The sequence below is a fragment of the Blautia sp. An249 genome, from assembly GCF_002159835.1.
GTDB lineage: Bacteria > Bacillota > Clostridia > Lachnospirales > Lachnospiraceae > Blautia_A > Blautia_A avistercoris.
Genome location: NZ_NFJL01000021.1, coordinates 17,128 through 41,141, shown reverse-complemented (window position 1 = coordinate 41,141; position 24,014 = coordinate 17,128). Strand labels below are relative to the sequence as shown.

The window sequence follows — 24,014 nt, the reverse complement described above, 5'->3', positions numbered from 1 at the left end:
TTAATGGTTGCAGAATTTATCGATTAATTCACCATATGGTGTCTTAATAAATAACTTTTAAGGGAGGAAAGCAAAATGAAATGTCCCAAATGTGGAAGTGAAGATTTGGAAATTGTCAGTGATGTAAAAGGAAAAGGCGCAAGTTTTTGGAAAATCTGTATGTGTGGGATTTGTGGTTTATCAGGAGCCGGAAAAACACAAACAACTCATTATTGGGTTTGCAAACAATGTGGCCACAAATTCAAAGCATAATGGATAAAAAAGATAAAGTATGGGTAAATTCAATGGAATGGTTCTATAAATATTGGGGATGTCACCAATTATCTGAACGAAGTTTTTTTATTGGCAAATATCAGTTCCCAGTATGTGCCAGATGTACGGGAATTATAATTGGCGGACTGCTCTCTTTTATTTTTTCTTATTTTATTGACTTTTCCTACATCATTCTTATTTTTTGTTTACCGTTAGTTATTGATGGTGGTATCCAACTTAAAACGTCATATGAATCAACAAACTTTAAACGCTTTCTTACAGGATTTATGTATGGTTTTTCTATCATCGCTGGAATATTTCATACAATCAGAATTGCTGTTTCGTTTTTTCATGACGTATAAAAGCGCCCTGGCAGAAAACTTCTAAAAGGAGTGGCGGTAGTCTGTCAGGGTACTTTTATGTATTTTTCTCCAGTATTTAAAGTTAAATCCTGGATTGTCTGTTCATGTTCTTTCTTATTCTTCACTGTTCCATACATCCTCTTTTCCGTTTTATATTCTATATTATCTTTGTTCTTTATCTATAGACTCCACTTCTTCTCCACCTGCCTGAACCTGAATATTTTTTGTCCGGCAGTCTGCTTTCATACCAGTACAGTATCGCTCGAAAAAACGCTTCTCTGCCGTTCTAGTTTCCGGTACCTGTTCCGTTCTTCCTTTACTGCATCGCCTAAACGCTTCTTATACATCCATCAAACATTTTCTACATTTATTTTATCTTAATTATGAGTATATAGTGTGCTATAATGCTTGGTGATAAACGATATAATGTGTATTTTGAGTGTGAAGAACAAAGGAAAGGACAAAATGAGGAAAGGCGTTATATGGGTTAGGGTAATCGCCATAGAATACTTAAAAAAATTCTATACGTAAGTATAGACTATATTGCCCCTCAGTGTGCAGTATATGTGTTGCCTGTCATCACATATACTGCATCTATTCTTTTCATAAGTTTACAGAGCGGCAGAGCGTTAACTGGTTCCGGTCTTATTATTTTGCGCCTATTCTCTTGCAAATCTCTATACAGGTGCCGTTCACCTCCACCCTTTGGAATTTCACAGCAAACCAAATGAAATTCCGGAGGAAGAAAGATGAACGAAAACCATACTTATACAGGAGATAAAGTGAAAAACCACTTTACAGCATACTTATTAGAATTTATCCGTGGCAGAAGGACCGCATATCTGAATAAAAAGATAAAGGCTGCCAGAGGAGAATACTCTATGGAGGGAATTGAAGAACTGGAGGAGCGCATCGCATTTGACGAGATATGTGAAAAACAGGAACGGGAGCAGATGCTGCTTAGGGAAAGCTGTGGCAATTACCCGAAGTGGGATGACTTGTCAGACAAAAAACTGGTGGAGTCCCTTCTGCTGCTGAAGGAAGAAGAACGGAGGCTGATCTATCAGCATGTTTTTGAAAAGCGCTCCTTTAATGAGATGAGCCGGATGAACGGGCTGACACCGGAACGGTGCAAAGGGATTTATTACTATGCAATCCGGAAGATTCGCAAGAGAGTGGGGGATAAATAAGATGAGTTTTGATGAGTTATTATTCCGGGCGAAACCCGGTGATATGGAGGCAACAGCAAAGATCTTTGAAATGTACCGTCCGCTGCTGATTAAAAATGCACTGGTAAACGGAAGATTTGATGAAGATCTGTATCAGGAGCTGGCAGTAGAACTGCTGAAATGCATCCGGTATTTCCGGAATGTAGAGTAAAAGGAAGGGAACCGGGCGGCTGTGATCTGCCCGGTTCTTTGTACAAAAACGATTTTTCTTTCAATATGTGCATCTGACTGTGCAGTTTTTAACCATTCAACAAAAATTTTTTACTTACAGAACTATTGTATGCTGTAACCGCATTATAAAATAAATTCACCTGCTCCATTCTCTGAATTTTATCAAGGCTTTGACAGGCGTAATCAACACTTCTTACCATCGAATTAATGCTCTGTGCAATCTGCCTCTGACCCTCAATAAGAATTCTCTGATTTGATAATACCTGATCCAGTTTATCAATAATAATTCCTCTATATAATTCTTCTTCATAAATATTATAAGCACCCCGATCTGCTCCCTCGGCTTCCAAAGAATGGGTCCGACCTGTAGACAAGTATTCTAAAAACATTCCGCAGGCCTCAAGATGTCGATACTTCGGGTGTATAATATTCCATGCGTACAGTTGGTTCAGAAGTTCCTGCGTCTGCTGATGCGCTGCCTGAATCGGCCCAAAATTTTCATTAATCACAGCCATATCCTTTTTCCCCATCTCAGCTTGCTGAAACGCATAATCGTCCTCCTCCTTCTGCTTCTCAGCCGTTTTCCTATTCATATTCAAATAGCATCCGCCAGAAACCAGAATAATGATTCCACCTATAACTAAACTAGCGGAATCCGCGGTAATATTGGGAGATATGGTCGAGTAAATCCCAGCTGCTTCGAAGCAAATCGCCCATATACAAATACCCAAAGCAAAAATACTGGACGGGTTCTTTTGAATAATACGTTTTTGATTCCCCCTGTCAAAATTCTGTTTTGCAGCCTTATATTTTTCTGATAATCTTGTCATTGTGTTCTGTGCAATTCTTTTTTGTTTCTCCAGTCCATATACAGCTTCAAGATATTCAATCAACTTTTGTTTTTCCATTTTTCTTCTCCTTTCACGTTTTTGGTAGTGTCAAAAAACTACCCTGCACTTCGGGAGGACTGAACCGATTCATTGCATGCTCCACGCTTTAGCGTTTGAAGGAAAGACAGCCTTGTCTCTCTCTGGGATAATAGTAGTGGTCATAATGACTGCAGTACTGCCGGCCATTATGGTCTTTGTCGTACGGATTCCAATAGATGCAGCCTTCGGCGCAATTATGACCGCAGAATTTTCCCTCCGGTAGATTTACAGTACATTTCTGTTCTCTTTTACTTGTTTTTCTCATTTTATGTTTCCTCCTCTGTTTATTATTTCTATATCATCATCAACAATATCTGTAATGCCATTTCTCCGATTAACGCAATACCCTTTGATATTTCGGCCTGGAAAGACAAGCGGAAAATATAGCTGCATAATATTTCGCGGCATGACATTTAATATGTCAATGATATAGACCCTATCGTCATGTGACAGTTCTGGCCACTGTGGGGCATGTGTGTGAAATATACCCTGGAATTCAATTCCATCCTCTGCCCATTCTTCAATTACTCGATTAAGGAAAGGGATATTAGGAATATATACACCGCCATTGCCGGTACGTATTCCTTTATCAAATCGGATGTGATTTATCGTATTCTCTCTGTCTGCCCCCAGTATGCCGCCGCACTCTGGTGGGACACTGGGGCAATCTATCATTTTGTGGTATATATCTTCAAAGATTTTCATCCGTTTGTACCTCTTATGCTAACTAATTTCATCTATTGAACTAAAGGCTTTACTGAACCGTTCTATATGATTTGTCTTATCTAGTCATCGGAATCCTGTGATTCTATTTCATATAAGGTCTGTATGTCGGGTTGCCTGGTCGAGCAGATCTCAAGGCTCCATCCCCACATGATACCCACCAATACAATGAACAGAATTCCAATCACCGCCTTCATAACAATACTATTATGAATACACTCCTTAATCTTCTTCATGTTTTTCATCCTCCACTTCCATACAGGCAGGTATTCTGCAGGAAACGAACACTTTCATAACGAATTCACTTATTTCCTGCTCGTCAACAGACGCCCAGTCGGCTTTATTGATCTGTTCTAACAGAAAAACTTGATGATTAGGGTTATCGACAGGAATAAATACCGCGAATTCTCTGTCATCTGCATATATCCATTCAACATCACAAAAGACTCCATCAGTGCTATCCTTCACCAGCACTCGTTCCAATACACCCTCCTCCTCATAATTTTCATCTTTAACCCAAAGATGGTACGCTGGCTCTTCATTCAAAAATGCACTGGCTCTAACCAATGTATATGTAAGCAATCGCTCATATTTGTAATTTTCCCATGCACCGTAAAGAATTAAACCAAACACAATGCTATCGGTAATGATAGAGTAGGTTCCTCCAAATGGCAGGCTTATAGGGCACGGAAGCAGGGTTAAACTATAGAGGGTTCCCATGATTACTCTGACAGACAAGATTGTAAATGATGCCGTATACACCAACTGATACCTGTGGATCCGGAAATTTTTTAATCCCAACAGCCGAAAGAGCAGGATAAGGAATACCGCCATAAATAGAATGAAACCTGCCACTGCAATCCAGCCTCCATAGAAAAGTAATTGAAGAATATAATTGTTCCGATTAATAAGCCAGTCATGTATATAAGCCGATGACAGCAGTGTGCTTGATGTTCCAGACAGAGAGGCATGATTGATGATGTAGCGTGCCCCCTCGCAGTATTCTGGCCACTCTGTTCCATACATAAACTCCGTAAAACTCGTTCCATCATAGGCCAAAAAGCTAAGAAATAAAACATTCAGCAACGCATAAAGTATTAGACATCCAACCACATTCCCCTTTTTGATTTTCTGAAGCGGGAAAATGTATTTCATCGTTCCAACGACAACTGTACTTATGTTAATTACAACTAAATCAATCAGCCATATATTCCTCATTGCCAGGAAAAAGAGAAATCCCAGCAATGATAATAAAAGAATTGGGATGATTCCCCATATTGTAGTTCTGAGGCTCATTTTCTCATTGACGATGGATTTTAAAGCCATTTCAACGACGACTGGGAAGAAGAGCGCTGCAAAAATATCAAAAATATATCTTTTGCTCAGTGTTATGGCAAACACTCTTATTTCTTGCTCACTGATAATAGAAACAACTCCGGTAGTAATCTCTATAATGAGAAGCGCAATCGTAATTACGCATACTATGTCACAAAATGTAGCGCTCTTTCTATAATTTGTATCCGTCAATGAATCAAGTGAATCCAAAATCCCAGTAAAACACCAGTAATAGAAAAGTGTTCCCAAAACTGCGATTACAGCTTTTCCTAAATAGACATTCATGTCATCGTTGTCAATATAGCTATTCAGGCGAATAAATGTATGGAGCCAGATAAACCCTAAAAAGAAAAGAATACTGAAAAAACTATTGCGTAATATCTTACTCACATTTAGCGCCTCCTCTATCGTGCGAATTCTGGTTTTGAATTATCATTGCTGATAAACTGGGAAAAGAAATTGCCACAGAGTTCTGTGAGCCCAAATCCTGTGCTTTCTTCATCTTTAACTCCTCTGACTGTTCTTTTCAAACAGTCTCTCTGAGCGATATATTCTCCAGTTAAAACCGGTGCAACCAATTCCGTCGTTATTTTGGCATCATAGAGCGCTCGATGCGCGCCTTTCTGATTGAAATCCACGCCATACCATTCAGTAGCTTCATGAAGAGACATCCGTCTGTTTCGATTTCTCAGTTCCATAAGCTTCGGAAAAATCACCTGGAAATCTAACCATCTTGTCATATTGCTGGGATAGCAGATGTGCTTATAGCCACATTCTCTTCTCAACTGAATCCGATCACTATTGCTCCAGCTGTAAATTCTCGTTTTTTCCGAACCAATCCATCCTGAAAAATTCTGGAGCGCTTCAGCAAAAGAAGCGGCCTGATAAACATCTGTTGTTTTAATTCCTGTTAATTTTGTGATATACCTGGCAACATCAGAACTAAATTCCGGTTTTACAAAGCAGCTGAAGGTATCTATAATTTCTCCGGAAGAGTTTACTTTGGTAGCTCCAATTTCTATAATTTCTCTATGCAGCTGCTGTCTGGCCTTTTCATATTTTTTTGCTACTGGGTTCATTTCGAAATCTAATATAATGTGCTGAGCATACATATATGGACAACTCCTCTCTTTCTGTTCTTGTTTCTATATATAAAAATTCGAGAGGATTTCTGTTTTCCCGATAAATTTTTAATTTTTCTTATAAAATTGGTATATCAGATAAAATTATGTGTCATAGGATACTCGAAAATTAATGGAAGATTCTCCACAACCATAGGGTAACACCGGTCATGGAAAATTACAGTTTCGCTTTTCTTTAAATGCTGAAGCCTTGAAACTGATAGCAGAGGACGGTCAAATTCATTCTTCCCTGCAAGTTTACTAATGTACTCCAAGAAGCTTATTTCACGGGTATGGAGATAAATCAGATTTCCACAGTTATCCATAACCGTTTTACTAACAGGCTCTCCATATTTGTCAATCATCTGACTATAGGACTGAAGCACGATATGGAAACGAATGTTCCGACTTCTGGCCGCAGTCAGCATAGCAACAATATCTTCCAGCTTTGGCATATTACAGAATTCTTCCAGAATAAAATTGACGCGGACCGGCAGGGAGCCTCCATATTGATCTGCTTTATCAAGCAGGCTTTCGTAACACTGGGAGATAAAGAGTGTCGCCAGAAAATGATAGGTTGTTTTCTCGTCAGGAACCACCAGAAAGATTGCTGTTTTTTCCTTTCCGATCTTCTCCATCGAAAACGTGGTATTTGACATCATTTCTGTCAGCGCCTTTGATGATGCAAATAAGCCTGTCAACTGATCGAAGGTGGATTCTATACATGTTTTTGTACCTTCAGCTGTTAAATTCATGAAACCGGCTAAATTCTGATAAATATCGGAATTAGTCGGAAGTGTCATGAAGTATTTTTTTAGTGTGCCGTCCTTCATTTTGGCATGCCGCCATTCCAAAATAGATTTCATCGAAAGCGGCTCATTAATTTTAAGGATCAACTTACAAATTCCCCGCGCAACCTGACCGGCTACCTCGTTCCAATAAGAATCCTTCCCCTTCACTGTACGACCAAAGAACAGGCTTTGAAGTAAGTCGTTTAAATAATTCTCAGATTCGTCTTCTTCTCCCCGATTATAGGCTTTTTGAACCCGCTCGAATGGATTCCAGTTATCCGGCGACTCCTGCGGCCGTCTCCAATTCAGAATAACTTTTTTATACCCTTTATTATCTAAAAACGCTCCCGCTTTTCGGACGAGTTCCCCTTTGGGATCAACGATAACCATAGATTCGCTCGCCATAGCGCAGGAATAAATCAAGGGTAAAACAAATTTGAGAGTTTTCATTGATCCTGTGTCTCCAATGACAAGATCATGCACATCGCTTCCATCAGTAAAGCAGAGATTATCTTTTCGAAACAGAACAGGCCCGCCCACATAAGAACCATGGGAAGCTTTCAGATCAAAAGAAGCCAGATTATCTATAAATTCATGTTCATATGCCATTCTGGAATCAGAGTATTTGAGTCCATTGTTCAACATTTTTTCTCCCTCCCATTATCTTATTTTCGCATTAAATCCTATTCCGAAACTATTTGATCTATCGCTTAGACCGGAAATAATCTCTAAATCATCCTCCATAATCAGGTTATTGGAGTCTGGCTGAAGTATTTTATTCAGTTGGATTTGCTTCAGTAACTGCATTACAGCCTTTTTGTTCTCTACCAAAAACTCACTGCGCTCGTGTAACATCTTGTTTAATTTACACTTTGTATCATTCGTTACACTGTAACCGATGAACTCCGCTTCTTTGCAAAAAAAGTCAATGCATTCCTCTACATTTAATGTGTTACACCGGTAACGAATCCAGAGCCGGTTTTTAGTAAATTCTCCGTATAAGGCATCTTGATATTTTGATTTATTCTTTTCCGGGAACAGCATCAAAAAGCAAATCTCTTCATGTTCTTTAATAAATGAAGTTAATAGTTCCATGTAGCTATTGTATCCATATTCATTCCAATCTTCAGAACACTCAATAATGATAATCCCCTTATAGACGTCATAACAGTCCCTCGCGATACTGTAACTGGCCATTAAACGATTCATAAACTGTTCTGCATTGCTCATAGAATCATAATAAGGCATCAAAATTGAAAAACATGGAACAAGCCCTTTAAATTGAAGTAATTTCTTATCTTTAATAATTTTAGCTATTTCCATTGCAGTATCTTCAAGCAAACCAATGGAATGACCAGACAAATAGAAATTAGGGCACTTTCCCGGATAAATTCTATCCATGATATGAAAGCGATTTATAAAATTAATTTCAGCCATCAATATCCCCTCCTCTTCTTCCTTACACTTTCTACAAATAATAAATCGCTCTCTTCGTGAATTTCCCGACAAAATTGGCCTCGATATTGTTAATCGAGGCCAAAAAACTAAACAGGCTTAATTCTATGACAGGGCTCATGTCTCTTCAATACGCACTTCAAAACTTCCTGAAGGAACATTTGATAAAATCCCCTTTAAATATACGCCTTTTCTTTCTAAAGGAATATTTATTATCGATTGATCTTCAAATTGCAGGTATGCCTTTATCTTTTCAAATTCATTATTTTTCACAGTAAATTGCAGCATAATTTTATGGTTCTCTGCGTCATAAACGAAACAGGTCCCTTCGTCTTCTATATCTTCCATACGCAATATTGATGTTTTCCTACTCCTGCTCCCTCTAACGGCCGATGACAAAACCGGTTCAAAGGCAAAGGCAGCTATATTTTGCTGAATCTGCTCTCCCAGCAAGGTAACTGTATCCTGTACACATCTGTATGTGACTTTAAGGGAAGCTAAAATCTTTCTGACTGGAGAAGCAGCTTTTTCTCTCAGTGCAGTTGAATCAAATATCAGGCTGCTGTTTAAACTTGTCGCATCCAGTATCGTCCCAAATACGCAATATTGTTCAAAACATTCCCGGCATGACTTTACATGCTCCAGCTGCTGCTCTTCTTCTGGATTTAATAATTCTGCATCGCAAGATAATTCTGCCAGATGATACAGCTGATCTTCTGTCAAATGCTTCATCTATCACGTCCTCCTTTGATTAAACAGTAAATTTTATCCCGGTCAGAAATATATTCTACAGCGGATTCAACTAGCCTTGAGTCTTTCATAACGTTTTTCACTACCTCTTTGACCACTGTCCTGTGCATAGACTCCGACCAGTCTTCGATTTTGTTCTTGCCGTACACATCCGTATATATAACATCCTTCAGCAATGTTTTTTCATCGCCTGCACAAATTGTCTTCTCTAACTGAAGCCAGAAATTCTCATGCCATCTAAGTGTCTGGTCAATCAGTTCTCTCATCTCAGCTTCCGACTTTTCCCCAAGCTTCTGTACTGTTTTTCCTTTCATATGTTCAAAGGCCCATTTTGCAGATGCCATCTTTTCTTCTGGTATTACTTCAACCACATGAGGGAAAATTCTTGCATAAAACAGAGCAAGTTCTCTTGGCGGTTCAGCTTTCCCATTGGCAAGACACTGGCAATAAAGGATAAAAAGGGAATTAAATACCCAACGTTGTTCATCCAACGCTATGCCTGACTCGAGGCTGTTCCGGACATCTTCAATGGTATCGCCAAGATTTTTACCTCCCTCTTGCAAAGGCGCATCAAATGAAACCGGTGCTCTTCCCGAGTTATCACTAAAACGTCTTCTATATGTATTCTGAGTACGTACTGCATCCATCCCTTTATGATAATAGATTCCTTTGCAGTAACGAATAAAATCCGGATCAGGCGTCCCATTTTCTCTGCATTTACGAACTTGCTGCCAGATTGCCAATCTCGCTTCCTGTAAAGCAGTATGCTCGGACTCCTCATTAAAGCATCCGTTCTGTTTTAAAAGATTACGTACCTGTTTTCCATAGATCGAGTCTGTTAAAACGAGAAGCTGTTCAAAGAGATTTTCATCATTAGATACATAGTATTGCTCATATAACTGTTGCGCTTTTTGAAAACTCTCCCGCTTTTTACTGTACTGTATATCCATAGCCATTTACCTCTTTATCCATATATTTGCTTAGTAGCATTCATAGCAGGTAAAACCTCCCCAAAAGGCTTCATTTCGAAATGGTTTTCGTTTTCCATTTCTCTGTTCCAGTGTATAGAGAAAATTACGACTCTCCATATCCAGCATCTGATACGTAGTTGGATGAAACCACCCTTGTCTCCGTAATTCATCTATTGTCACACTTTTCAGATAGTCCCGTGCTTTACTCAGGGCAACTGGTGGTTCATTCCGGCCATTTGCATAGTAATAATAGAACGCATCCATAAAGACCGCAGAAGCCAGGTCGTTAACACTCCATAAATTAGATATGACATACTTTACCCCCGCCGCTGAAAGAGCACTTACCATTCCGTAGAATCCGGCATTAAACTGGACGTCATTCATTCCTGACAGACAGGAAGACAAGACCACTAATTTCGTTGACGATAAATCCATACGACTCACTTCATCTGCGGTTAATAAACCATTGCCATACAAAGGACTTATTTCCCCCGTTTGATACCAGTTTTTGATTCCTGCAAATACTAGACCAGAGGAGTAAAGTGATGCGTCTGTATTGTCTGGATCAAAATATCCATGCGTTGCAATATGGATATTTTCATATCCACTGGCAGAGAGGACAACCTGCTTCGCAGCGTATGCTCCCGTATATAATTCTCCTCCAATTCGGTCGCTGACGCGATAAGATTCTACTTTTGCAAAAGGTAATGAACTTATTTCGTTAACGTCTAAATTCCGTATTCTTTGTTGATCTTTTTCTGTTTTGACCGTTTTCTCCGGTTCAATCCCTCTCTCTCTAACTTCATATTCCGGATCACCGACGATCAAAGTGCCGCTGCTGCCCGAAATCTCATCACTTCCGAAAAGAAAATCCCTGGCACATTCTATTTTGACACAGTTATGCCGATCGGACAGACATATTTTTTCTTCTCCATACAGTAAGTCAAAAGGAAGATTAATTAGCTCACCATCTGGCGCTATATACACAGTACTGTATCCTTCAATGGCTGGCAAAACAGGTGCAATAATTGCGTCATAAAGGCGAAATCGTATTCCATCTATTTGGTCTAATTCATCTATTGTAGCTTCTCCACTAGAGATATGCTGCATTGATATAACAAATGCCCTGACATCTTCTAATATTTTCATTCCATCTGGAATTGTAATGCGCTGCATCCTACATTTTCCAGACTCTTTTCTTGTGATGTAAACATCAAATATAAGCTGATTTTCTGAACTATTATTGAGTTCAGCTTGTGTTTTTCCATAGCTTTTAACTGTACCATAATATTCCACCACAGCTGTATTATCCGGTATTTTGTCCTGTACGGCTTGTAGAGAAATCTCTGTAAAAGAAGCACCCTGAGGAAACTGTATGGCAAAATCTCTTTCCGCACGCCGCAGTTGTTCTGACAATTTTTCATAGTCTTTCTCCACGTTCCGAAATATATTTTCAGACTCTAATGCCGCCATCGCATTTTGGAGTCTCCGTATTTTACCAAGCAGTTCCGTGTTCGAACAACTTCCATGGATAATTCGGTTTCTTTCCCGGCCTGCAAGAGAAGCCAACGCCTTAAAGCGCAGCAGCTGTTCATAAGCCGTATTGATATTCTCCGTCTGCCTTATTACCGCATAACAGAAAAAAAAGTTTAGCTGCACCGGCCTTAAAATCATCAGTAAACGATAGTCATTTATATATTGTACATACTGCTGCCATGCTGCAGTAATTTTATCCAGTGCCATTTGGATATAATAGTGTCCTGCATCAAACCTCCCCTGTCTACACAGATAGGTTCCATAACTTTGAGCTATTGCCGCTTTCTGGGTATGCTGCAATCCATTAGTATCGAAATTATTTATTGTTTTTCGGAAGTACTCTTCTGCCTGCGCCTCTCCTATTTCGTATAATATTAATGCATTATAATAATAGAGCATTGTCATCTGCATAGGCGCCAAATCAAACACTTCTTCATTCTCTTCGATTTTACATAAAACAGAGCTGAACTTTCTCTGTTCAGAGATGGAAAGGCTATCCTGCTGAATCAAATAACAAATGCACGTAATGAAAAATCCAGCTTGTTCACGAGGGGCATCTAAAATACCATCTGATAAAATCCTATCATATGTCTCCTCCAGAAGTTTTTTGATATTATCAATCTCTTCCTGTTCCGCTGTGGTCAGCGCCTGTACTTGTATAGAAAGAAAAAGGGTATAAATTCGATATACATCTGATTCTTCAATGTGTTCTTCGGCATACTCATTTTCAATTGTTTTGAGTAATTCTACTGCAAGAGGATATGCCTTTTTTATATCATTTTGCAAATGATAAACTAATAGCAAATTACTCTGTACTCGTATGCGAGAGATTCCACACTTTTCCTCATTTGTTACATTTACACGCAGTGCATTCAGGAAAGCTGATTCCGCGCGAATGTAATCTCCCACATTCAAATAATATCCGCCTCGTATATTCCACGCCGTACGCATATTAATACAGTACTCACCTTTATATTCATATCTCTGACATAATTGCTCGTATATTTTCAAATATTTCTTATATTCAACAGGATCAGAAATATCCGTGAAATCCCGCAGCAGAGTATACAGAATTCTCGCTTCCTGTATTTGCAATTGTGTTTCATCCACTTCGGAATTAAAGAAACCCGCTTCGCTTTGATCCACAAAACGCTTAAGGTCGGCCCTCCCTTCACTCCCATCGGTCAGTTTGAACTTGCAATAAGCTATTTCACGCCGCGCAACTTCTGTATAATAATTGTTATCGCCCAAAATCTTTCTTCGTATTTGATAACACTTCTCAAATGCATAAAGGCAATCTTCGACACACATTAAGGACATTAAAGCGCATCCGTAAAACCAGAAAAAATCACCTGAATAAAGAGAGGTATCGTTCATAAAAAGGGAATACTCTTTCCTGCAAATTCTGCAGGTAGTCTCAGGACTGTCATCACAGATCTGGGTAAGGGCTCTGCATATCAGTTCCTTATGGTCGGGATTGTCCCGTTCCCTGCTAAACATACATAAATCTTCTAATAAACTCACAGCCTCAGAAATTCGATTCATATTCCGCAGATATTGCGCCACCTTCATAAAGAGCCAACACATTTCCGGTGTAATTTCTTTATTGATGATACTTCTCTGGTTCCAAACATAGCTTTGGTCTATTATTGCTCTGTCTTCAGAAGAGCAGATGGAACAGAGAAGATCATAGGCGTCACTTTTTACTGCATCAGATATTTCCCACTCATATTCAAGACTTTGCACATAAGAGATTAATTTCTCAATGTCTTCTTTCATCTGTCTGATATGATTAGATAGATGAAATCTAATTCCTTCACATTCGGCTTTGATTCGAAGAGCGAGTAACGCAGTCATTGCCGTGTTCTCCTCATCACGTCTCTTTCTGGTGTCATCATCAGATGCTTCCGCAGCGTCAGTATTCTCGTTTTCCCCTTGATAGACGGCCGCAAGCGCAGTAATCAGACGATTCAAATGCCGCTCTCTTTCCGCATCAATTAATTCTGTAATTTGTTCATATTCTTCTTTTGCATTCATATGTAGACCCGCCCCTCACAGGCATTGCTCGTTTTCCCTCACTCCCCTTTTGCCAATCTCTTGATTTCATCCTCAACAAAATTCCTCCTCAGCTCAGCAACCCGGCAAAAGAAAGGATCCACCTGTTCTTCATCTCCATAGGCAAGCATGAAATTGGCAACGCAGTGTTCGCAGAACCTGATGTTTTCACACGAATTGCATTTATAATTTAAAGTCGATTTCTTTTCAACAAATTCTTTCTGCAGATACGTCCATCCCTCATCAAAGCTTCCTTTTCTTAGATCAAACTTCCGGTAAGAGGCTCTGACACACCCCTGCATCTTCAGATCAGAGGTAATAAACACATGCTGGTTCGCGATGGAACAGGGGTACAAATAACCCTCTCTAAACCGCTGAATTGTTCGTTGCGGGCGCAGCTCAATTTCTCCTGTCAAAAGCTCTTTTGCTACATCTTTCCAGAACTGTTTTCTACCCTCATCCCGAACATCAAAGTCAAAAGCAGCCTCAGGCGTCAATCGGAAGGACACCGGTTCCATAGACCCATCGCTCATAGGATGGACATCCAAGATAACCACCATCGGCACACCCAACTTATTTCCAAACTCTCTTACCTTATACAGGTCGTCTATATTCTGCTCCATGGCCACAAATTTCAACTCATACTTGATGTCATTCTTCTGGAGCAGTTCCAGCGCATTCATAAATTTGCGAAAACTGCCTTTTACCCCAGTTACCTTTTCGTAAGACGCCTCAGAATATCCATACATGGAAGTGCTGATCACTTCAACAGGATATTCTTTAAAAAGTTCGATGTGATGCTGATTCAGCAAGGTGATATTGGAAAGAAGGGATACTAAGACTCCTTTTTTCTTTGCATGTACATACATCTTTTCAAAATCAGGCCTGGTAAAAATCTCACCGCCTGTAAAATAACAATCCAGAAGCCCACGTTCAACCAGGGTATCAAAGATGGATTTGAACTCATCTAAGGTAAAATCCTGATGGTTTCGATCCGGCTTTGCATAGCAATGAACACAATTTAAGTTGCATTTGGCGGTTAATTCAAAACCAGCTGTAAAAGGAGCGCGGATGTCTTCAAAATTTTCATCGATAAAATCATTCATGGATTGATTATGCATACAATAACGTTCTGCCATTTTTCTCCCCTCCTTTACTCTGCCAAAATCAGCTTACTTTCCAAAAGCTGATTGATAAATCCTTCTACTGCAGCTGCCTCGGCAGAACCAGTTTTCAGATTATATGAGCGGCAGACGGCATTTAATAAATCGGTTGGATCTTTCGCCTCGTCTGATAATTTCCAAATTAATGCGGCTACTTCGTTAAAATAGATTGGGTCATTGCTTGCTTCATTATATCTAATCGGCATAAGAATGTTTTTTCCGTAAATCTCTCTCAAAATCAAATCAGGGTTTTGTTTCATACATCCTCCTTCCCATAAACGGTAGTTTATGAGTTATTTTTCTGTCTCTCGCAGACTGGCACATAAGGTACACAGCTACGAGAGACATTTCTTTGCCCCTGCCTCAACATTGGCAGATAAAATCATTTGCCCTGATAGCAACAAGATTTAAACGTGCAGTGATATGGGTTTTCTGGCCCGTATGCCGCTGTTCTGTTACTTTTCTTCAAGACAACCATCTGTGGAAATGAAAACTTCTTCATATCTCGCTTCCTCCTTCCTCTTAAAATTGTGTTTATATTGTAACCGTAATGGCATAAACACCTTTATCTATTAGTTACTCCTTTTCAGAAAGCAGATTCTCAATTTTTATTCCTGAGACTTCTCACACTTTGCGACAGCATCCTTTGCTGAACAGTCAGCAAAGATAATATCCGTGATGCCCGGTGCATAACGCTTGTACATTCCAAAAATGCAATAAATGTTGTTTCTTATCACTTCAGTAGACGGAAGCACCCCATCACAATCCACATAGCTCTTGTACCTGATTTCACCATCACGGAAATCAAACTCAAAGGACCCGTTTAGCAGACTATGATTAACACGGCAGAAAAATTCAGCCATCCGTGCCATCATTTCAGCGTCATCCGGATCCGCGCTAATCGGACAGAAGCCATAGAATACAACTCCGTCCTTCTTTACATCCACAAGGTACTTGATTTTCTGAATCCTGCTTCCAGTTCTCACTCCGAAATCGAAAATACCAAGATTCTCATCAAAGGAATAATGCCAGTCATCTGCATCCAGAAACTGCTTAACAATTGCTGCGATCTCATTAGAATATGTAATCTTTTCCATGGTTAAATCCTCCTTTTTGTTTTAAATAGAACTTCATTCCTTTGTATAGGTACCAAATCCATCTAACGTCAGTGTTTTACCATCGATAGAAAAATTCCTCACTCCGCCGATATGCCACATATCCTGGCCCAAACCCGACTGAGATGGCATCTGGACCTCATTTTCTGTTCCTTCTGTAATCTGCCATGTCCCATTAGCAGGGCATGGGCTGACATAAGACCACGTTCCGTCAGAATTAAAAATAAGTTTTCTATCTTCATGTTCGTCATCTATCCATGTTCCAACTAAATCAGACTTTTCCGAACTTCCACATGCTGAAAAAGCAATTGTTCCCATTACAAATAAACATATTAATAAAATACCTAACTTAAACTTATTATGTTTCATTTTCTCTCTCCTCCATTTTCCTGTTCCCTGTAGACTGGTACATAAGATGAATGCAATGATACAGCTTCCAACCGGCTACGGAAATGAAAGCTTCTTCATATCTCGCTTCCTCCCTTCTTTTCTCGTTTGAATCATTGCTTGCTTCATTATATCTAATCGGCATAAAAATGTTTTTCCCGTAGATTTCTCTCAAAATCAGGTCAGAATTTTGTTTTACACGTTTTCCTTTGTTGTTCAAATTACCAATTTACAAGGACACCAGGCTGGAGAATCCTGCTTCAGCTACTCTAAATTCATTCCACCGTCACTTGTCATTCCGTCACTGGAAGCAGAATAATCATTGGATTCTGATATAGAACTGTTCATTTCCTCAGTCTCGCCTAAATCATTAAGCAGTTCTGAGTTATTTTCCATCTCTGTAATCTCATCACTATTGTCTAAATCTTCAATCATAACAGAGTTTTCTTCACAGCCAAAATCTTCACTCTCTCCGTTTTCAATATCATCCATCATAACTGAATCCATCTCCTCCGATTCTACTTCCTCTACTGATTTTGCTTCTTCAATTTCGATACCTTCCTCGGCTTCTATCTCCTCAGTTTCGGCTTCCTCGGATTCAACTTCATCAGCCTCTATCTCGTCTTCTGTCTCGACTTCTTCCTCTTCCTCAATTTCACCTGCTTCCTCTTCGATCTCTGTTTCCGTCTCTTCTTCTACCTCGGCCTCCTCCTCTTCTTCTGCCTCGACTTCTTCCCCTTCTTCCTCGGTCTCTTCCTCTTCTTCCTCAGCCTCTTCCTCTTCTTCCTCGGTCTCTTCCTCTTCTTCGGCTTCGGCCTCTTCCTCTTCTTCCTCGGCTTCTTCGGCTTCTTCCTCTTCTTCCTCGGCCTCTTCCTCTTCTTCCTCTTCTTCCTCGGCTTCTTCCTCTTCTTCCTCGGCTTCGGCCTCTTCTTCGGTCTCGACTTCTTCCTTTTCCTCGCCTTCCTCTTCAGCGTCTACTTCTTTTGACTCTTCATCAATCATTTTAGCCTTTGCATCATTAGGTTCATCCGTAGCATTCATGTCTTCCGTATCAATCTTTTCTTTTGAATCGCCTAACGGCGGCAGCTCATGATCAGGATAGGCAGCAGCATGCAGTTCTCTCCAAACTGGATCCTGAGAATATTCCGCATAATCATCCCTGCCGTAATTATGCTCATTCATATACTGCGTTAATTGTCTCTGTGCATTTTCCTGCGTAAGTGGCGGCAACTCACAATCGGGAAATGCTTCTCTTTGCAATGAGCGCCACTCTGGATCCTGAGAATACTCTGCAAAATCAGCGAGACCATAATTGTGTTCACGCATATAGGCAGATAACGAATCTGATGTATTACGGATATTTGACAGATTCTCATAGTAATTCATAATTACAGGCTCTTCGGAATTAATAACGTTGACCGGAATATAACACCCCAGCTCCTTTGCCGCCATTGCACGATGACGGCCATCATCCTGATATTGGTAGGTGCCATTTTGATCCTGAACAACCTGAATCATTTTGTCATCCGAATAATATGCTGCCAACGTATCCTGTAATTCTGAATCGGCTTTAATTTCCGCATATGTTTTTCCATTTGCAAACGCATTCTGTATTTCTGGAAGTTTAGAAGCTAATTCCATGTAGTCTTCTTTCGTATATCCATGGTGATTCCAGAAATTATCGCTTATATTATTAATGTTCTGTATCTGCGCAGCGTCAATCACCTGGTATCGGGGAATACCCTGATTCTGCAAGTTAATCTGATTTAATAAATTATTAATCTCAACTGCCCGTTTTTCACACGAGTCATAATTTTCCGTGTCTGCAATTAATTCCCGTAATTCGCTATATATACTTTCAGATAATTCATTACGTGCATAAGCACACTCAATAGTATTAAGTAGTGCAGCCTTTTTTTCCGGAGCTTTCACAGCAATTACATCTGCAAGCCCATCATAATACTCTTGTCGCCCAGACAGATACTCCTGATATTTTCCCTCATCCTTATATTCGTTTCTCAAAGAACTTACTTTTTCAAAAGCTTCATTATTGGCATCCAGCTCAGATGTCATTACTTTGTATAATGATGCTCCATATTTATTGTAGTGACTGCTTATTCCATCTGAAGATACCATATCTTCAATTCTCATCAATTTCTTATCATTTTCAGAGAAAGAAACGCTGCCTGTGGATCCTCTGCTTTGATTCGCGTGTTCCGATTCATGATATAAGGTATCAAGATCTTCAAATGGATTGTCCGTCAGCCTTATCTCAATTCTATGTGCGCCACTACTATAGCCACCATGACTGCTTCCATAAACTTGTACAACTTTTGCGGCAGGTCGATTATGCGCAGCAGCCTCTCTATTTTCAATTTCCTGTAAAACAGCGATTTTGCCTTTATCTGTTTTGATATTCCAGTTTTGACCTTTAAATTGAGCAAATAACTGCCGTTCTGAATATTTACTATAATCTTCTGTTATTTGACTGCGAAACTTTTTTCCGGCAAATACCGTTTTTTTCTCGGCTTGTGCGGGCCTGTTATTCTTATTGTCTCTCGAGAACAGTCCCATACTACAAGACCTCGCTCATGAAGTGTTCTGCAACATCACGACTTTCAAGCAGCATATTTTCAAAATCCACTAAACGACGGATTTCCGAAATTTCTGTCCCACTTGCATCCTTTATAAGTTCCAGAATTTCACCACACATATTTCTTCCGGTTACAGTCATTCCAAGACGTCTGTTTCCATCAATAAGCTTAATCGCCAGCATAATGTCAGATGTCTCTAATTCTTCTTTATTTTCAAAATAAATCTGCAGCACTTCATTTGCCTGCTTCAAAAGCCCTCTGGAGAGGCCTGTTTCTTGCAGTTCTTCGGCATAAAAACTGGCTAACCTCAAAGTATATGCATAAAGTCTGTAATCTTTATTTTTTTCGTATATATCTGCTGCTTTTAAAATAGAAACAAAGACTGGATCCGTGATTTTCTCAGTTCCTGGTCTCATTCGGAAGGCATTTAACATTCCTTTCGTAACTCTTACAGAGGTATCTTCAATATCTAAGGATGTATAATGACATTCCGGACATTTCTCCATCATATATTGCATTGCTGTATGCTTATTACCACTTAATCCTATATTGTCAGAGGAGAAAGAAAGTACTCTGTCGATGCTTACTTCACTTCCACAGCATGCACATATTATTTTTTTATTTACAATCTTTGACATAATTCGCCCCTAATCTATCAGAATATCTAAAACAACACTAAGATTGTTAAGAAATATGCAATCCCTGATAATCCATTTATAATCATTTTTGAATTAGCCTTTTCAAAAGCTATTGTTTTAATGTTGGCGGTGTCCTTCCACGAAAGTGCGACACTACAGGTACACCAGAATAAAATTGTAAAAAGAATTACTGAAAATAAAGATGCGTTTATTTTTCCCAAATATTGCATCGTAGTTTCCAACAGAATCCATGGAAGCGCTCCATATATTACTGTTCCATAAATTGTTCCCTTCACCCGAACAAAATTTCCCGCATAAACAAACAGAAAAACAAGTCCTATACAAAGGATTATTGTGGATTTAGTAAAATCATTAGCTATGAATACGGTCAGGAGGAATGCTATCATATAACAGGATGCCAGAAGGGCTTTTAAATAGCGTCTCTTTTTATAGTCTTTATCAAATCCAAATACATTTTTCACAATATAGAAAAAGGAAAGCGCGCTGATATGAAACAATACAATATTTGCAGGCTCAGGCGCCACATGATTGAGCCTCCCATAGAGAAACAGGAGAATCGTTCCCAAAATAACAAATCCAATAATAATATCCTGCATTATTTTTTCTGACAAAATGCAGAGCACACACATAAGGAAGAGTCCTATTAAATAGATCCATGTTATACCCTGTGCCTTTAGAAAGTTCTCCACGAAAGATATATACTGATTGGGGTAAAGCAGAATAAAAACAGATATTTCCACAACCAGTAAAATTGCCTTTGCCACATCTTGGGGCTCGAACTTCTCTTTTGTATACGCAGTCCAGAATGCACTCATGAGAAATACACAAAAAATCACATTTTCTATAAGTTCGTATTTAGTAAAACACGCAGCACACATGTGGATTACAATTGCCCAAATCGAATATCTTCCTAATATATTGAAAACATTTTTCAGAACATTGGACTGACATAAATTTGGCGCGAATCGGTATATTAATAATATAAGCACACCTATCAGATAAAAATAAATATGCGGCGTTGACAATACTACTTTCATATACGATTTTGCTGAAAACTCAAACTGTTTCCCCAAAGTCCCAAAAATCCATGTAAAACTTTCAAAATACAGAATGCAATTTTTGAATATTTCTCCAGAAATCAACAGCGCCGTAAGAGAATAAACAGATTCATAAAAACTTGTCTTCTTATCGCAGAGGTATATACTAAGACCCAGCAATACCGCGTATATAGCTCCAATCAACAGTCGCTTGTCATTCAAAAAATCCATAATAAAGTATATTGCCAATAGAAAGACAGCAAGTATTGTAATTAACGAATTTTCTATTTCAATTTTTTTATTGCTATTTAACATCATACCTTTCGCTCCCTTACAATATCAATACGATCAAAATCATGCACCCCAGAATGAGAAACCAATAGCTAAAATCAAAGATAAGCTTCTTTTCGTATGTCATGGCAAACAGAAGATTTCCAGCAACTAACAGCGCTGTATTGAAAAGAGCAAAACCCAAATGATTGCTAAAGAATCCAGTAACCAGCATAAATAAAAGCGCAAGCACTGAGCCTGCCAGACACACCACTGCCGAATACATCGCTTTATCTCTTAGTTCAAGCAGACTGTTTAACATAGCTCGTTCTTCTTTATCCTGCTGTCTGCTCTTTTTATGAGGATAGGTCAGGTAAAACAGAGCCTTATTGTAATCTTTGTAAGTCCCATATCCATAGAAATATGACTTACTTAATAATGCCGCTGCCGAACCCACTCCATTTTCAAATAATGCTTTACTCTTCTCTAAGGCCACACGATAGTCCCTGCACTCATATGCAGCTTCTGCACTGCTTAATTCATTCAGAAGAACCTCTTTATCATCAACCTTAAGTTTCTCTGGTGTAATCGTCACCGGTATCCCAGATACATTTATTCCTGCGACCTTATAAAGTAATCTTAATAAATGTTCCATATGTGCCGGCTCATTGCTGTCATTTTTCCAAAAGCGATCGCCACTGTAAATCTGTGCAATAAATACATTATATTCCGCGCGGCTTACTTCATGATTCTTATTTCTTAGCGCTTCGGTTATTGATTTGTACAGTGCATTTCCGCCTAATAACGTATGAATACAGTAAGCGTCATCTCTTAATGGGCCTTTCGGATATTTATCTAATAAATTCACCAAAAGTTGATAGTCTGTGTGAAAAATTGCAGCTCCATCTTTTTCATAAAGTTGCATTAAATATTCTTCCATCCAATCCCTCCGCTATTGAAATATCTCCGCTTTATGATAATAGGCAATTAATTTATGGATTTTTTCGAAAACAAGCTCCTGGGTATACTGTTTCGGAATATCCATCGTCAGAATATGATGAAAAAAATCACATATCTTTTGATCTGTTTCTGACCACTTCTCAATAATAGCCCTCTGTCCAATCAAAAAACCTATTTGATTACGCTTTTTTTCTCGTTCGAAAATAAAAATCTTTTTTCTGAAATTATTATAAAAAATCTCAAACTGATATTCTTCATCTCTGGAGAAGGACGTCATCATCCCGGAAAAAGGATTCCATTCATACATATATTCAAAAATAATTGCAACCAATGAAAATGCATCAAGCGCCCACGGAATCGCTGAATAGTTCTTTGCAAAGCAGTCTGGAACCCTGTAAATACTGTTTCGATTGTGGTTCTTAAATCCGTTGTATCGAAACTTAATTTCACCTGATTTAAGCAATATTTGTTTTTTATCAAATCCATTGAGAAAGATTCCGCTTCTGTGAATGTCTTCTAACACATTACATAATTGTTGGAAAAATTTCACTTTATCATCTTTGCTGCAGCTCGCCAGATTATGGTCAATAGAATCAAAGTCCAAAAATGATACAGGATAGACAAAGCCGATTTCATTCTCATATATATAGGTATTCGATTTTCCGATTAAATCTATCGGATAGACGACAGCCTCGTGAACCGGCAGTTCAAACATAAGGTTCTTCAGATTTGGCAAATCGTTGCCTATTCTTTCAAAAAGTATCACATACTCCGTATTATATTCATCCACGGTTTTCACACATTTTTCGTATGAAGACGGACTATGTAATTCTTCTCTTACACAATATCTGTTTTTCAAGCTTAAAGAACTCGTATAGTATTTTTTCTTATCAAACATGCATATACGTCCTTTCAATATGTAATTGCAACTATTCCCTTGTCAGGGTGAGTTCTCTGCCTTCATTGCTCAGCTTTAATTTTACTGCATCTTCGGTAACAGTCAGTATAACAGCCCCGTCATATGCGGTTTCAAAAATTCCTTTAAAGAATGCTGGATCATCAGACTCCATCAGCCGACATCCTAATATCTCACTGGATTCTTCTCCATTCAGATCAATATCCGCGCTATTACTGCCATCTAGTCCTTCGTACATATTGTATTCGTCAGTGTTCAGACCATCATTATCAGATTCATCCTCCAGCATTTCTTCACCTGCCGTCTCGTCCTCCGCCATTTCTTCCGCCAGGGCGTTAACCGAAGTTTCTTCAGCCATAGCAGGATCAGGGCTTTCCTGGATACATAACTCCGCTTCTAAATTATCCAAAAATGAAACCTTATATTTGGTTCCATCTGGCTCTGTTGCCGACCACTCAGAATTTTCAAAGAACCATTCATTATTTAAAAGAGTAATTTCAGCAGGAAGGCTTACTGCCTTCCAGACTCCATCTACTAATTTGAAAGTCAACTTTACGCCATAATCCGTACTGCATAAGTCTTTTGCACGGATAATATCAATATCTGCTGTAAAAGACTTTTTATCATCCGCCAAAAGTGTTTCCACATCCCAGTTATCATCCATTTCAAACTCGAAATCTGAATACTCTTCTTTAACAACCTTAGCAATTTGTTCATCTGAATATACTTCTGGTATTCTATTAGAACAATATCCCCTGATTGATACGAATCCCGTAGCAACTACACTGATGACAACTATTACAATCAACACCAGATTAAGCATCACTCTAAAGGGTGATCGTTTATTCATAAATATCATCTCCTTGTCTCATTGCTTTTTTGGATTTTCCGATTACCTTCCTTGCTTTTATATTCAGAATGATTACAATCACCATGCATACTATGGTTACTGGCAGGCAAATAAGCAGATTGGTGAATTCTGCACTCAATATGATTGCTGCTGCAGAAAACAATACGTTTACAATTAGCAAACCGAATACATATCTGTCATATTTTCTGCTTCTTCTCATATTTGCACGTCTCATTAATAAAACACTTACAAGAGCAACCACAACAATTAACAGAATGTATCCCGTGTAATTACAAAGTGAAAGTAAGTTTCTGGTTTTTAAGTCCTCAGAGGTCTCGATTACAAAAACCCTGAAAATATTATTGGCAAGCAGCAAAAAGAGT

The 24,014-nt window shown here is 38.9% G+C and carries 26 protein-coding genes; 4 read left to right on the top strand and 22 right to left on the bottom strand.

Translation table 11 applies throughout. From position 1 onward, the window contains the following. Window positions 1-75: 75 nt before the first annotated feature. The 4 genes from B5F53_RS20155 to B5F53_RS16065 all read left to right on the top strand — a co-directional run bounded on the left by B5F53_RS20155 (window position 76) and on the right by B5F53_RS16065 (window position 1,994). Window positions 76-252, top strand: a complete 177-nt coding sequence (locus tag B5F53_RS20155; RefSeq protein WP_204246949.1) for a hypothetical protein — start codon at window positions 76-78, stop codon at window positions 250-252. Next, entirely contained in the window at window positions 228-614 is a 387-nt protein-coding gene (locus tag B5F53_RS21000) for a DUF2085 domain-containing protein (protein ID WP_442856301.1), read from the top strand. The genes B5F53_RS20155 and B5F53_RS21000 overlap by 25 nt, the downstream gene beginning before the upstream one ends. A 749-nt stretch (window positions 615-1,363) precedes the next feature. Continuing rightward, window positions 1,364-1,804 (top strand): RNA polymerase subunit sigma, encoded by a 441-nt coding sequence (locus tag B5F53_RS16070; RefSeq protein ID WP_087225470.1) that lies wholly within the window; start codon window positions 1,364-1,366, stop codon window positions 1,802-1,804. A 1-nt stretch (window position 1,805) separates the two neighbouring features. Beyond that, the gene (locus B5F53_RS16065; RefSeq protein ID WP_087225467.1) at window positions 1,806-1,994 is read left to right on the top strand and encodes a helix-turn-helix domain-containing protein; all 189 of its coding nucleotides are present in this window, start codon (window positions 1,806-1,808) and stop codon (window positions 1,992-1,994) included. 88 nt (window positions 1,995-2,082) lie between these two features. Here B5F53_RS16065 and B5F53_RS16060 read toward each other — a convergent pair whose 3' ends face one another. From B5F53_RS16060 to B5F53_RS19690, 22 genes are all read right to left on the bottom strand, one after another. After that, the gene (locus B5F53_RS16060; protein WP_087225464.1) at window positions 2,083-2,922 is read right to left on the bottom strand and encodes a hypothetical protein; all 840 of its coding nucleotides are present in this window, start codon (window positions 2,920-2,922) and stop codon (window positions 2,083-2,085) included. A gap of 88 nt (window positions 2,923-3,010) precedes the next feature. After that, complete coding sequence (locus tag B5F53_RS16055) at window positions 3,011-3,208, bottom strand: hypothetical protein (RefSeq protein WP_087225461.1); 198 nt, start codon at window positions 3,206-3,208, stop codon at window positions 3,011-3,013. Next, window positions 3,205-3,648, bottom strand: a complete 444-nt coding sequence (locus B5F53_RS16050; RefSeq protein WP_087225458.1) for a hypothetical protein — start codon at window positions 3,646-3,648, stop codon at window positions 3,205-3,207. The genes B5F53_RS16055 and B5F53_RS16050 overlap by 4 nt, the downstream gene beginning before the upstream one ends. A gap of 80 nt (window positions 3,649-3,728) precedes the next feature. Further along, complete coding sequence (locus tag B5F53_RS19985) at window positions 3,729-3,902, bottom strand: hypothetical protein (RefSeq protein WP_162610636.1); 174 nt, start codon at window positions 3,900-3,902, stop codon at window positions 3,729-3,731. After that, window positions 3,889-5,391, bottom strand: coding sequence for a hypothetical protein (locus B5F53_RS16045; protein ID WP_087225455.1), 1,503 nt, complete (start codon window positions 5,389-5,391; stop codon window positions 3,889-3,891). The genes B5F53_RS19985 and B5F53_RS16045 overlap by 14 nt, the downstream gene beginning before the upstream one ends. A gap of 14 nt (window positions 5,392-5,405) precedes the next feature. After that, complete coding sequence (locus B5F53_RS16040; protein ID WP_087225452.1) at window positions 5,406-6,113, bottom strand: 3'-5' exonuclease; 708 nt, start codon at window positions 6,111-6,113, stop codon at window positions 5,406-5,408. A 104-nt stretch (window positions 6,114-6,217) separates the two neighbouring features. After that, window positions 6,218-7,558, bottom strand: coding sequence for a VirD4-like conjugal transfer protein, CD1115 family (locus B5F53_RS16035; protein ID WP_087225448.1), 1,341 nt, complete (start codon window positions 7,556-7,558; stop codon window positions 6,218-6,220). A gap of 15 nt (window positions 7,559-7,573) precedes the next feature. Then, a complete protein-coding gene (locus tag B5F53_RS16030; protein ID WP_087225445.1) occupies window positions 7,574-8,350 on the bottom strand; it encodes a hypothetical protein in 777 nt (258 codons plus the stop codon). 135 nt (window positions 8,351-8,485) lie between these two features. Continuing rightward, window positions 8,486-9,100, bottom strand: coding sequence for a hypothetical protein (locus B5F53_RS16025; protein WP_087225442.1), 615 nt, complete (start codon window positions 9,098-9,100; stop codon window positions 8,486-8,488). Next, window positions 9,097-10,068 carry a hypothetical protein gene (locus B5F53_RS16020; protein ID WP_087225439.1) on the bottom strand — a complete coding sequence of 324 codons (972 nt, stop codon included), beginning with the start codon at window positions 10,066-10,068 and terminating at the stop codon, window positions 9,097-9,099. The genes B5F53_RS16025 and B5F53_RS16020 overlap by 4 nt, the downstream gene beginning before the upstream one ends. Window positions 10,069-10,098: 30 nt before the next feature. Then, window positions 10,099-13,662, bottom strand: a complete 3,564-nt coding sequence (locus B5F53_RS16015) for a CHAT domain-containing protein (RefSeq protein WP_087225436.1) — start codon at window positions 13,660-13,662, stop codon at window positions 10,099-10,101. 38 nt (window positions 13,663-13,700) lie between these two features. Then, the gene (locus B5F53_RS16010) at window positions 13,701-14,819 is read right to left on the bottom strand and encodes a radical SAM protein (RefSeq protein ID WP_087225433.1); all 1,119 of its coding nucleotides are present in this window, start codon (window positions 14,817-14,819) and stop codon (window positions 13,701-13,703) included. 14 nt (window positions 14,820-14,833) lie between these two features. After that, the gene (locus tag B5F53_RS16005) at window positions 14,834-15,103 is read right to left on the bottom strand and encodes a PqqD family protein (RefSeq protein ID WP_087225430.1); all 270 of its coding nucleotides are present in this window, start codon (window positions 15,101-15,103) and stop codon (window positions 14,834-14,836) included. A gap of 348 nt (window positions 15,104-15,451) precedes the next feature. After that, window positions 15,452-15,940 carry a YbjN domain-containing protein gene (locus B5F53_RS16000; RefSeq protein ID WP_087225425.1) on the bottom strand — a complete coding sequence of 163 codons (489 nt, stop codon included), beginning with the start codon at window positions 15,938-15,940 and terminating at the stop codon, window positions 15,452-15,454. A 33-nt stretch (window positions 15,941-15,973) separates the two neighbouring features. Further along, window positions 15,974-16,327: a hypothetical protein gene (locus B5F53_RS15995; RefSeq protein ID WP_087225422.1), complete on the bottom strand. Its 354-nt coding sequence runs from the start codon at window positions 16,325-16,327 to the stop codon at window positions 15,974-15,976. Between the two features lie 282 nt (window positions 16,328-16,609). Further along, window positions 16,610-18,496, bottom strand: coding sequence for a hypothetical protein (locus tag B5F53_RS19980; RefSeq protein WP_162610635.1), 1,887 nt, complete (start codon window positions 18,494-18,496; stop codon window positions 16,610-16,612). Between the two features lie 424 nt (window positions 18,497-18,920). Beyond that, window positions 18,921-19,577, bottom strand: coding sequence for a hypothetical protein (locus B5F53_RS15980; RefSeq protein ID WP_087225416.1), 657 nt, complete (start codon window positions 19,575-19,577; stop codon window positions 18,921-18,923). Window positions 19,578-19,603: 26 nt separating this feature from the next. Continuing rightward, entirely contained in the window at window positions 19,604-20,953 is a 1,350-nt protein-coding gene (locus B5F53_RS15975) for a hypothetical protein (RefSeq protein ID WP_087225413.1), read from the bottom strand. A gap of 13 nt (window positions 20,954-20,966) precedes the next feature. After that, a complete protein-coding gene (locus tag B5F53_RS15970) occupies window positions 20,967-21,845 on the bottom strand; it encodes a hypothetical protein (RefSeq protein ID WP_087225408.1) in 879 nt (292 codons plus the stop codon). A 12-nt stretch (window positions 21,846-21,857) separates the two neighbouring features. Continuing rightward, a complete protein-coding gene (locus B5F53_RS15965) occupies window positions 21,858-22,763 on the bottom strand; it encodes a hypothetical protein (RefSeq protein WP_087225405.1) in 906 nt (301 codons plus the stop codon). Window positions 22,764-22,794: 31 nt separating this feature from the next. After that, window positions 22,795-23,631, bottom strand: coding sequence for a hypothetical protein (locus B5F53_RS15960; protein WP_087225402.1), 837 nt, complete (start codon window positions 23,629-23,631; stop codon window positions 22,795-22,797). Further along, on the bottom strand, window positions 23,624-23,851 hold the full coding sequence (locus tag B5F53_RS19690; RefSeq protein ID WP_140398262.1) for a hypothetical protein: 228 nt from the start codon (window positions 23,849-23,851) through the stop codon (window positions 23,624-23,626). The genes B5F53_RS15960 and B5F53_RS19690 overlap by 8 nt, the downstream gene beginning before the upstream one ends. Window positions 23,852-24,014: the final 163 nt, after the last annotated feature.